Consider the following 11,008-nt stretch of genomic DNA (forward strand, 5'->3'; position numbering starts at 1 on the left):
CAAGGAGGGGCATTCCACGGTCCAAGAAGTACGTCCGTTTCCGGCCCGATGCGGAGCGTCAGGTTAGTTAGGATATCCTCAAAAAGCGTCGCGGAAGGCGCGGAGAGTCCAAGCCCTTTTGAGAGTGGATGCGGTGGCGCGAATTGGAAGGCTGCTCGAATCGCCAAGGCCTACGGTTGCCGGGTTCAAGCCGTCGAGAAGCGGCGAAAGCAAAGGGGCACCGAGGGCTGTGAAATCGTATAAAGGCCGATTAGTCGCCCGTGGTCAAGGCCTTTGTCACTTCCCCTTGGTCTTGGCCCAGATGTAGCCACGGGGCATATGCGTGTCGGGATCGACCTTGGCCATGCCCGCCACCAGCGTGTCGAGCGGCACCCAATACGGCTCGTACCAGTCGCGATCCGGGTCGAAGATCAGCACTTGCTCGTGCTCGGTGTCGTAGGCGGCCACCGGCGCGACGTGGCCCGTCTCGCCTTTGGGATCGTCGGTGAACTCGGCTTGCCAAAAGAAGACGACTACGAAATCGTCGTCAGACTTTTCATTCTCGATCAGCATTTGCTTCACTCGCTCGCGCAGCCCGTCATCGCCCGGCGTGATGCGAACCGCGATCACCTCATACTGCTTGGGGCCGAACTTTTCGAGTGCCTCGCGCAGGTAGCCCCCCAGCGACTCGATCGTCACCCCTTCGCCCCCCTCGGTGATGGCTTCTTTCCAGCGCGGATGGGCCACGTTGTTCAGCAACCGCTGCTGAGTGATCAGCTCGTCCTCGGAACCCAGGTCGACTTGGGCCCGCATGCCGTTGACGATCATCATCGAACTGGCCACCGAGCAGGCCCGGTCGTTGAACTGGTGGATGTAATAGGGCATGAGGGCCCAAAAGTCGGGGGCGTCGTTTGTGCGCAGATACTCGCGGGCATGAAACAGCCGAGTGGCTTTGGTCCCGTACTTAGGCTGGACGGGAATATCGTCCGCCCGCCCGACGACGGCCAGCAGCGCGCCGACGACGAGGGCAACACCAGCGGTGAGCGAAAGTGGCCACGAACGGCGCAGCATGAACAAGCGGCCGAGCGACCGCACGGTGAACAGCGACATATTCAAAGTTCCTCGACAAGCGACAATAAGACGCCGGAAAAAGACGAGCGGCGTGGCGATCGTTGTCACAGAGGAAGTGCGATGCGTTAAGTATACCAAAAAAACGAGCGGGTGTTCGCCCGCAGTCCGCACCGCCAAAGGGCCGGTTCATTCCAGAAGGTAGGTCAGGCCTTGGCCTGACACTGCTGTGCGTCGAAAAATCATATGGATGTCACAATTACGTCAGGCCAAGGCCTGACCTACGGGATTCACTCTCGCAGCGCTTGCACTGTTGCCCTAAAGGCTTCCACCGTCCGTTGCAGGTCTTCACCGTTATGCACCGACGATGTTGGTCCGCCGGGCCAACTGAAGATTTCCACACCGTGGGCCAGCATGCCTAGCCGGAGCAGGAAACTCGTCTGCCGATCCACGCGCTTCAGCACCTGGTAATCGACGCGGCCGGCTTCGATGTCGGCGGCCGTGACCGGCAATCGATCGGGGTTAGTGAAAATGTGAAAGCCCGAGTACGTGCCGTACACCACCCACGGCAGTTGCTCGTCGCGGACCACGCGCTGCAGGGCCTCGCGCAACCGGGCCGCATAGTCGTTGGCCCGGGCACAGGCATCGGTCTGGGCCACGATCTCGATCGTGGCAATGCCCGCCGCCGCCGACAGAGGGTTGGCGTTGAACGTCCCCTGGTGGCCGACTTTTTCGCGCCCAGCCTGGGCCGAAGCCGCGAAGTCGAGCAGGTCCAGCACCTCGCGCCGCCCCACGACCGCGCCGCCGGGCAAGCCGCCGGCCACAATCTTGGCCAGCGTGGTCAAGTCGGGCGTCACGCCCAGCACCTGCTGCGCGCCCCCTGGTGAGCAACGGAACCCGGTGATGACTTCATCGAGGATCAGTAACGCACCATGCCGCGTGGTCGCCTCGCGCAGCGCGCCGACGAACTCGGGCACAATCGGCGTCTGCCCCCAACTGCCGCCGGTTGGTTCGATGATCACAGCCGCCACATCACCGCGGGCTAGCAGGGCTTCGACCCCGGCGATGTCGTTCGGGCGAGCCAGCAGAATCTCGTGGGCCAGCTCGGGGAGTACCCCCGGTGTGGGCGTGCCGTCGAAGTGGGACGTCACGCCAAAGGCCATGTGATCGTGCCAGCCGTGGAAGTGGCCGAGGAACCGCACCACCTTCGACCGACCGGTGAAGGCCCTTGCCAGTCGCAACGCGAGCAGCGTCGCTTCGGTCCCCGACGCGGTGAAGCGGACGCGCTCGGCACTAGGCATGAGTTGCTGAATCAGCCGCGCCCAGCGCAGCTCCAAAGGATGATTCGTGCCAAAGTGCGTGCCGAGCGCCAGTTGCCGGTTCACCGCTTCGACGACCGCCGGCGGGTTGTGACCCAAGAGAAGCGCGCCGTGCCCGCCGGCGTAGTCGACGTACTCGTTTCCATCGACATCCCACTTGCGTGAACCGGCGGCCCGCTCGACGTAGATTGAGTACGGCTCCAGGTAGCGGCTATCGTGAGCGATGCCGCTGGGGAGCAACGATTTCGCCTCGCGGGCAAGTTCGGCCGAGCGGGGCGTGCGCTGACGAAACAGCGCGGTCAGCTTTTCGGCGGCGCGTTTCGCTGCGCCGCTAGATTCTGTAAGTGTCGCCATGCCGACCAGCATACCTGCTGACGACATGGAAGCCTATGATCGGGGATTTTGGAATCCGAGTGGCACGCCCAGCCGCTGGGCGTGGGGAAGCAGGAACCAGCCCCGACATTTGATCGGCGATTCGCCACGCCCTGCGCTGCGCTTGGGACGTGCCACCCAGAAAACGGTGTCGTCACCGAGGGTTAGCGATGGAATTCAAAGCCCAGACCGGTCGCGTTGCCAGCGACCCAGGGGACGAGGAACGGCCGCGTGTTGCCGCGATAGGTGTTGTCGACCGCGGTCACGGCGGCATAGGCCATGCACAGCCCCAGGAACGCCTGTGACGGATAGTGAGCGCTATCGTTCACACGGCCCACCGCAGGAAAGACTGACAAGGTGTACAAGCTGGCTTTCAACACGGGCCGGTCGGTCATCTTGGCGGCGCTCATGAACACGAGGCCGCCGATAAAGGCGTCGCCGCTGACGCCGTGGCTGCTTTGGAAGGGACGCCAGTGCGAATCGTAGGGCTCTTGAGTCGGCCGCGAGCCACCGGTGACAACCTGCATCAACAGCATCGGCGGCGCGCCGACCAACGCTGCGCGGATGCCACGTTCACCATACTCTTCAATCAGCCCGCCGGCGGGGCGATCCTCGAACAGCAAGCCCAACGCCATCATCCCACCCATGGCCGGCAGCATGTATTGCCCCTTGCCAAAGACGGCAAAGTCATTGTGCAGCCAGGTCTGATAGCCGGCCCGGTCGAACCAGGCCTGGCGGATTTCCTGGTCGGCGTCGGTGTTGGCTAGGGCGGCCCCCACGCCGAACGCGGCGGTCAGTCCCGCCAGGTTCGGCAGCGAATAGTAGTTCACATAGTCGCCAACGATGCCGGTGCCAAACTCCTTCATCCGCAGCTTGAACGTCACCGGCTGGGATTCGGCGAACGTATCGTGCAGCGACAAGGCTGGCACCGGCGTATCGACGCGGCCGACGCGCTGGGCGATTTCACGTAACAGGCGTTGCTCCTCGGCGGCGTCGCGTCCCAGCGGACGCCAGGCGGCGGCGTCGGGATCGACGCCCCGCAGCTCGTCGCGGGTTTCGACGTAGGCCGAGACTTCGATCGCGTAGCCGCGCTCGTTCGGCCGAACCGAAACACCGACCCAGCGGCGCTGCTGCGGCGCAATGACCGAAGCCGGCGGGGGCAACACAAGCGCGAACGATTGAATGATGCCGGGGGCCGCTTGGCCCGGTTGACCGGACGGGGGCTGGTTGCGCTCGATCGGGTAGTTGTCGTCGATGGTGTCGACGAGCTTTTCCCATAGTCGATTGGCTGGCTGCGGCGGCGCTTGGAGCGGGTTGTCGACCACCAGCGGAGCCGGCACTGGCAGATCGAGCGGCGCCGGCGCTGGTGCGAGAGACATGCCAGATTGTGCCTGGGCGTTCGCGACGTGCGCGCAGCTTGCCACGAGCGTCGACGCGACAACGGCGACACGGACGAAGCGCAGCGGCAGTGGTAACCGGGGCATCAATCGAGCCGGTAAACGGTTACTGACGGGTTGTGGTATGAGACGAGCAAGCGACGGGGGCGACACACGACTTCGATCGAAGCCGGCGGCGCAAATCGGGCGGGGATCAAGACGAGCGAATCGGAAGGGAGGCGGATTGTCCGAGAATCGCCCGGCCGCGGCAAGATCGACTTAAGTTTCGAGAGCGCAATCCGTTACTGTGCCGCAGGGGCGTGCGAAAGCAAGACCACAGGGGGGTAGGGGGAGCGGGGGAGCGTGCGCAGCGTGATGGCTTGGGTAGCCCCGACAACTTGTTGTCGGGGTTGCGCAGCAACAAGAGGGGATGAGAACGCGACAAAACGAGGGGGACGCCAGTATGCAATCCCTCTTCTTTTAGCCCCCGGTGAGTCACCGGGGGCCGGCACTGGAACTCGCATGGCCCCCGGTCATTGACCGGGGGCTAATGGCGGGCGAGAAGGCCCTTACAGCAGCCCGTAGGCGGTCAGGGTCTTGCGCAGCTTGGCTTCTTCGGCGGTCGTCAGGGGCGTCATCGGCAGCCGCATCTCGCCCGTATCGCGGCCCAGCATCTTCATGGCCGCTTTGACCGGGATCGGGTTGGTGGCCAGACCGAGCATGTCGCGGCAGAGGTTGAACAGCTTGTAGTGCCAGCGTTGGGCCTCGGCCAGATTTCCCGCCGCAAAGGCCGATAGCAGCGACAGCATGTCCTTGGGGACGATGTTGCCGACGACCGAGATGATGCCCCGCCCGCCGATCGACAGCAGCGGCAGGGTCAGGCTGTCGTCGCCGCTTAGCACGGTCAGATCGGTCGAGGCGATGATCTGGGACGCCTGGTCCATCGAGCCGGTGGCTTCCTTGACCATCGCAATGTTCTTGTGCTCGGCCATCCGGATGATCGTCTCGGGCTCGATGTTCTTGCCCGTCCGGCCTGGAATGTTATAGACGCAGATCGGCAGATTGGTCTCTTCGGCCAGCGCCTTGAAGTGTTGGTAAAAACCTTCTTGCGTCGGCTTGTTGTAGTACGGCGCAACGACCAATGCCGCGTCGGCCCCCGCCTTGGCCGCCACCGAGGTCAAGCGCAGCGCCTCGCGCGTGCTGTTCGAGCCGGTGCCGGGCATGACCTGGCAACGGCCGGCGACGATTTGCACCGTCTCGTTGATTACGCGCTCGTGCTCGTCGTGCGACAAGGTCGGCGATTCGCCGGTCGTGCCCACGGGACACAAGCAGCGCGTGCCGGCGGCGATCTGAAAATCGATCTGCGCGCGGAACGCGGCCCAGTCGATCTGGCCGTCCTTGAACGGAGTGGTGATGGCAACCGACAGTCCGGCAAACGCTTCGCCTCGGGTGGGCATGATCTAATGGCTCGGTGAACAGGAAGAATGGGGTCGTATTTTGTCGCCGCGTCCGCCGGCGGCGTAATCCGTCATAATAGGCGTTGTAGTGCGGTGAAACCAGGGGCCGGCCGGCGGCTCCGTTATCGGAAACCGGAGAATTATGCGTGTAAAACCACCAGGTAGATCGCCATGGCCGCGCCGACAATCGCCAGGACGACGGCCATGATAATGCCCAGCGACCAGCGCGGGGCGACGTAGGCTTCGCGCCGGTCGATGCGCAGCAAGAACTGCCGGTGCTGCCAGGCGGCTGCCAGGTTCACGACCACGCCCAGCGCGACCAAGGCGGTGCCGATCGCCAGCGACAGTCCGGTATGGCGTGGGTGATGTTGCTGTTCGAGTCCGCTCAGTTCGCGGAGGAACAACCCAAAGCGGGCCACGACGAAGCCAAAGCCCATCATCGCCAGCCCCGTCCGCATCCAAGCGAGCAGCGTCCGCTCGCCAGCCAGGCGCGTGCGAGGATCTTCAGGGGGAAGTTCGGTGGGTGGCATGAGTTGTCGCGTGGCGTGTGATTCCAACACCTCTCCCTTTAAGGGAGAGGTCGCGGAGCGAAGCGCAGCGGGTGAGGTTAAACGCGCTGCAGGCCAATAAACTCCGCGCCAAGCGATTGAACACCGAGCACCAAGTTTATTTGGCCATTGACTTCTTTACCCTCCCCCAGCCCCTCCCTGGCAGGGAGGGGTGTTTATCGTTGATGGTGCATGAATATCACGACTGCGCCGTGCTAAACTTGCAGCAGCAAGTTCTTCATCTCGCGGACGGCTTGCTGGAAGCCGACCATCAAGGCACGGGCGACGATGCTGTGGCCGATGTTCAATTCGTGCATGTGCGGAATGGCCGCCACGTCGACAACGTTCTGATAGTTCAATCCATGACCGGCGTGCAACGTCAGCCCGGCTTCGACAATCTGCTTGCCGGCTTGGGTCAGCTTGACCAACTCGGCCGTGCGCGCTTTGCCTGGCGAGGCCAGCGCATATTGTCCGGTGTGTAGTTCGACCGCCACGGCGCCCAGCCCGAGGCCGGCGTCGATCTGCCGCGGGTCGGGATCGAGGAACAGGCTCACCTCGACACCGGCGTCGACCAGCCGGCGGGTGCAATCGGCGATGCGAGCCCGATTGCCCACCACGTCCAAGCCGCCCTCGGTGGTCACCTCGGCCCGGTTCTCGGGCACCAGCGTGGCCTGGTGAGGTCGCGCGCGGCAGGCGATCTGCATCACGTCTTCATTCACGGCCAGTTCCAGGTTGAGCTTCACCGTGACCGTCTGGCGCAACAGCTCAAGGTCGCGGTCCTGGATGTGGCGGCGGTCTTCGCGGAGGTGAATCGTAATGCCATCGGCGCCCCCCAGCTCGGCCAAGGCGGCGGCCCAGACCGGGTCGGGCTCGTAGGTGCGACGGGCCTGCCGGACGGTGGCCACGTGATCGATGTTGACGCCTAGATGAACCATGCTCGGCGAGCCGGTCGGGCCCGCTCCCCCATCAGTAATGCCAAAAACGGGTTGCTTGAGCCGGTCGATTATAGCTGCCCGCTGGTGGCTGGCTCAAGGAACGCATTCGAGCGGTAATGGTTCGCGCACCTGGCACTTCTCCCCAGGCAAGGCTGTTCCTGGGCTTTGCCACGCGGGCGAAGGTGCTGTTTCGACGCGGCGGAAGCGCATAGAATGTCTTTGCGCCACAGTCACCCCGCGCATCACGCGAACCATCGCCTAAGGAGATTGACGCATGGCTACCATCGCTTCGCCCGTCCGCCGGCCGCAGATTCGCCACACCGACTGCTTTATCGACGGCAAGTGGGTGCCGAGCGTCAGCGGCAAAACCTTCGAGACGTTGAACCCCGCCACCGAGGAAGTGCTGGCCCAGGTGGCCGAAGGGGACGCCAAGGACATCGACCGCGCCGTGACCGCCGCCCGCCGGGCGTTCGAGTCGAGCGAGTGGAGCCGAATGGACGCTCGCGACCGGGGCCGGCTGATGAACAAGCTGGCCGATCTGATCGAGGACGAGATCGACGAGTTGGCGGCGCTCGAATCGCTGGACAATGGCAAGCCCGTGCGCGACGCCCGGGCGGCCGACTTGCCGCTGGTGATCGATTGCTTGCGCTATTACGCCGGCTTTGCCGACAAGATTCACGGCCAGACGATCCCCGTCCGCGGCCCTTATTTCACCTACACGCGGCGCGAACCGGTCGGCGTGGTCGGGCAGATCATTCCTTGGAACTTCCCGATGCTGATGGTGGCCTGGAAGTGGGGGCCGGCGCTGGCCACGGGCTGTACCATCGTGATGAAGCCGGCCGAGCAGACGCCGCTGACTTGTTTACGCATGGCCCGGTTGGCACAGAAGGCGGGAATTCCCGACGGCGTGATTAACGTCGTGCCGGGCTATGGACCGACGGCCGGAGCGGCGCTGGTCAAACATCCGGGCGTCGACAAGATCGCCTTCACTGGCTCGACCGAAGTGGCGCACATCATCATGCGCGACGCGGCGGCTACGCTGAAGCGCGTGACGTTCGAGCTGGGTGGCAAGAGCCCCAACGTGATCTTCGCCGACGCCGACTTGGACGCAGCCGCGGCGGGCACGCACTTTGGCCTGTATTTCAACCAGGGACAGTGCTGCTGTGCCGGCAGCCGCGTGTTTGTCCAAGACAAAGTCTACGACAAGTTCATCGACAAGATCGCCGCCATGAACAAGACACGCCGGCTTGGCGATCCGTTGGACCCCGAGACCGAGCAAGGCCCGCAAGTCGATCAAACCCAGTTCGACAAGATCATGAACTACATCGAAGTGGGCAAGAAAGAAGGGGCGGAATGCGTCACCGGCGGCAAGCGGCACGGTGATCGGGGCTTTTACATCGAGCCGACGCTGTTCACGAACGTCGGCGACAACATGACCATCGCCAAGGAAGAAATCTTTGGCCCGGTGATGTCGATCCTGAAGTTCAAGGACGCCGACGAGATCGTGGCTCGGGCCAATAACACGGCGTATGGGCTGGCGGCGGCGGTCTGGACGCGCGACGTGGCCAAGGCCCACCAGTTGGCGGCCAAGATTCGGGCTGGCACGGTCTGGATCAACTGTTACGACGTGTTCGACGCGGCCGCGCCGTTTGGCGGCTTCAAGATGAGCGGCATGGGTCGTGAACTGGGCGAGAAGGGCCTGGATGCGTACACCGAAACGAAAACCGTGACAGTGAGCTTGACGTAAGGGGCTAGATTGCGTCAACAATTGCGCAACAAAAGAGCCCCCGGCTCGAATCGAGCCGGGGGCTTGTTTTTTAACACTCTCGAAAGCTCCGACGCTTACGTCGCCGCCTTGGGCGGTTCGGGGACCGGGGCTGCTGGTGCGGCCGGGAGCTTCGACGCGAAGAAGTCTCGCAACTTCTTCATCGCTTCGTCCTGCGGCGCCATCGCCAGCCCTTTGTCCAGCTCACGAACGGCCTGCTTCGGATAGTCGAGGTAGCCGTAGTGATAGCCCAGCAACAGTTGCAAGGCCGGCGACTGTTGCTGCTTGGCGGCGTCCTCGAGCGCGCGAAGCTGAGTGGTGTAGTCGGAATTGCTCCGATAGATCTCGGTGTAGTTCGCGACCACGGTTCCCCATTGGGCCTGCGGCAGTTGCGACACGGCGAACTGCACGCCGCCGGCCGCTTCGTCAAACTTGCCGGTGGCGAACAACCCTTGTGACAACAGCAGCACCAGCGTGCCATTGCTCTGCGATTCGACCAAGGCGTGCCGCCAGTTCTTCACGGCCCCTGCGTAATCGCCGGCCTTGAAGGCCTGCTCGCCGGCCAAGGCGTATTGCTCGCTGTCGGCGGCGTTGGTCGTCGGAGTGGTGGCCGGCGAAGCGGCGACGACCGTGGTGGGATAGCCGTAGTTGCCGTAGCTATATCCACCGTACCCGCCATATCCACCGTAGCCATATCCACCATATCCACCATAGCCGCCGTAACCCCAGCCGTACCGCGAGTAGCCGAACCACGGATAGCCAAAACCCCAGCCGTACCAGGGGTAGCCAAAGCCGAATCCGAAGTACGGGTAGTAGCCGCCATAGAAGCCATTGTGGCGCCAGTTGTTGTTCCAGTTGTTGTGGTTCCAACTGCTATGATTCGCGTGGTTCATCCCGTTGAAGAAGTTCGATCGGTTCGTCGTGCTGTTATTGACGATGTTGTTGTGCAGCGCGCTGCTCGAAACATTTCGGCTGGCAAACGAGCCGCTCGCCAGATGGTTGTGGTTCAGCGTGGCCGAGTGCCGGCCGGCGAATGACGAGCCGTTGATGCCGCGGGTCAAGCTCGAACTGTTCAGGCTGCGTCCGGCCAGGTTCGAGCTGGTAAAGTTCCGGCCGGCCGAGCTGCCATTCAGGTTCAACGACCGGTGGATGTTCGAGTTGGAAAAAGCGTGCGTGGCGCCGGAGTGCAGCGAATTGCCGCTAAAGCCGCGCATGCTGCCGCTGGATAGGCCGCCGCTCGAAAAGCCGTGGCTAAAGTTGCCGCCTGAATAGCTGTGTCCCGAGTAGCCGCCAAAGCCACCGTAGTGACCACCACCATAGTGGCCTCCTCCGCCGTGAAAGCCACCGCTGTGAAAGCCTCCTCCGTGGAAACCTCCTCCACCCATGTGGCCGCCGCCGCCGTGACCACCACCGCCGCCATGACCTCCGCCGTGGGCCCAGGCGTCGCTACCGGCCAGGACCGCCAGCGCCGACGTGAGCAAAACCGCCCCAAGTTTGAATGATCGCCGCAACATGACCATCTCCCTTTTCAAGAGTGGGAGCCAGCGGGGCAAGAAATGTTGGGCAACCGAGGAACCGCGATAAAATGCGTGAACTCGCGCGGACAAACCAACATTTGTTGCCAGACCAGCTCGGTCGAACGAAACCCGTGAGCCGCTAGGCCGCAGTCGCCGCCCGCACCACGTTGGAAAGCGTCGCCGGTTCGCTCGTCCCCACTACGATGCAGCAAGGCAATCGTGCGAAGCGGCAAGGCAATTGCGGCAGCCGAAGCCACAAACCCGCTATGTTCTACGCACACGCGCAATGATTGGATCGCTGGCAACTGGACACTTTGCCGGACAATCCAGGCCCCGCGCGGTGTGTACATTCCATCATGCGATTTACTTAGCGTGAAGCAATCCTGCTATGGTAGGTAGCGCGTGACCTTGGCATTAAATCGGTGTAATCTAGAGAGACCTTGTCCAGGTTAGCCCAAGTTTGCGGGCACACGATCCCCTAGACTGGCCGAGACGGCGCGAGGGGCCCAGGATTTCGCAGTTGTGAGCAGGCGGATGAAAGAACGCAAATCAGGCGGCGGTTGGCAGGCCATTTTCTATACCCTGCGCAAGGCGCGCGAGGCGGGGGGAATTCTCAAGTTCTGGCGCGCCATGCGCTCGAAGAACGCTTGCAAGACCTGCGCGCTGGGCATG

Annotated in this window: 8 protein-coding genes; 1 reads left to right on the forward strand and 7 read right to left on the reverse strand. The window is 63.2% G+C overall.

Annotated elements, in window-relative coordinates; genetic code table 11:
* Positions 1-276: 276 nt before the first annotated feature.
* The 6 genes from JSS27_17910 to JSS27_17935 form a co-directional block, all read right to left on the reverse strand.
* Complete coding sequence (locus JSS27_17910) at positions 277-1,089, reverse strand: hypothetical protein (GenBank protein ID MBS0210821.1); 813 nt, start codon at positions 1,087-1,089, stop codon at positions 277-279.
* 248 nt (positions 1,090-1,337) lie between these two features.
* The gene (locus JSS27_17915; GenBank protein ID MBS0210822.1) at positions 1,338-2,720 is read right to left on the reverse strand and encodes an aspartate aminotransferase family protein; all 1,383 of its coding nucleotides are present in this window, start codon (positions 2,718-2,720) and stop codon (positions 1,338-1,340) included.
* Between the two features lie 182 nt (positions 2,721-2,902).
* Positions 2,903-4,117 (reverse strand): hypothetical protein, encoded by a 1,215-nt coding sequence (locus JSS27_17920; GenBank protein ID MBS0210823.1) that lies wholly within the window; start codon positions 4,115-4,117, stop codon positions 2,903-2,905.
* A gap of 566 nt (positions 4,118-4,683) precedes the next feature.
* On the reverse strand, positions 4,684-5,571 hold the full coding sequence (locus JSS27_17925; protein ID MBS0210824.1) for a 4-hydroxy-tetrahydrodipicolinate synthase: 888 nt from the start codon (positions 5,569-5,571) through the stop codon (positions 4,684-4,686).
* Between the two features lie 140 nt (positions 5,572-5,711).
* Positions 5,712-6,101 carry a DUF202 domain-containing protein gene (locus JSS27_17930; protein ID MBS0210825.1) on the reverse strand — a complete coding sequence of 130 codons (390 nt, stop codon included), beginning with the start codon at positions 6,099-6,101 and terminating at the stop codon, positions 5,712-5,714.
* A 233-nt stretch (positions 6,102-6,334) separates the two neighbouring features.
* Positions 6,335-7,054 carry a pyridoxine 5'-phosphate synthase gene (locus tag JSS27_17935; GenBank protein ID MBS0210826.1) on the reverse strand — a complete coding sequence of 240 codons (720 nt, stop codon included), beginning with the start codon at positions 7,052-7,054 and terminating at the stop codon, positions 6,335-6,337.
* Positions 7,055-7,328: 274 nt separating this feature from the next.
* Here JSS27_17935 and JSS27_17940 point away from each other — a divergent pair, with 274 nt between their 5' ends.
* Positions 7,329-8,801: an aldehyde dehydrogenase family protein gene (locus tag JSS27_17940; GenBank protein MBS0210827.1), complete on the forward strand. Its 1,473-nt coding sequence runs from the start codon at positions 7,329-7,331 to the stop codon at positions 8,799-8,801.
* A 95-nt stretch (positions 8,802-8,896) separates the two neighbouring features.
* On the opposite strand, the gene JSS27_17945 is transcribed toward JSS27_17940, so the two are convergent.
* Complete coding sequence (locus tag JSS27_17945) at positions 8,897-10,333, reverse strand: hypothetical protein (GenBank protein ID MBS0210828.1); 1,437 nt, start codon at positions 10,331-10,333, stop codon at positions 8,897-8,899.
* Positions 10,334-11,008 lie beyond the last annotated feature (675 nt).

This window comes from Planctomycetota bacterium, from assembly GCA_018242585.1.
In the GTDB taxonomy this organism is placed as follows: domain Bacteria; phylum Planctomycetota; class Planctomycetia; order Pirellulales; family PNKZ01; genus JAFEBQ01.

What these genes read in the sequence shown, in the direction of transcription:
- JSS27_17910 (MBS0210821.1), bottom strand. Translation starts at nt 1,089, where the DNA reads ATGTCGCTGTTCACCGTGCGGTCGCTCGGCCGCTTGTTCATGCTGCGC.
- JSS27_17915 (MBS0210822.1), bottom strand. Translation starts at nt 2,720, where the DNA reads ATGGCGACACTTACAGAATCTAGCGGCGCAGCGAAACGCGCCGCCGAA.
- JSS27_17920 (MBS0210823.1), bottom strand. Translation starts at nt 4,117, where the DNA reads ATGTCTCTCGCACCAGCGCCGGCGCCGCTCGATCTGCCAGTGCCGGCT.
- JSS27_17925 (MBS0210824.1), bottom strand. Translation starts at nt 5,571, where the DNA reads ATGCCCACCCGAGGCGAAGCGTTTGCCGGACTGTCGGTTGCCATCACC.
- JSS27_17930 (MBS0210825.1), bottom strand. Translation starts at nt 6,101, where the DNA reads ATGCCACCCACCGAACTTCCCCCTGAAGATCCTCGCACGCGCCTGGCT.
- JSS27_17935 (MBS0210826.1), bottom strand. Translation starts at nt 7,054, where the DNA reads ATGGTTCATCTAGGCGTCAACATCGATCACGTGGCCACCGTCCGGCAG.
- JSS27_17940 (MBS0210827.1), top strand. Translation starts at nt 7,329, where the DNA reads ATGGCTACCATCGCTTCGCCCGTCCGCCGGCCGCAGATTCGCCACACC.
- JSS27_17945 (MBS0210828.1), bottom strand. Translation starts at nt 10,333, where the DNA reads ATGTTGCGGCGATCATTCAAACTTGGGGCGGTTTTGCTCACGTCGGCG.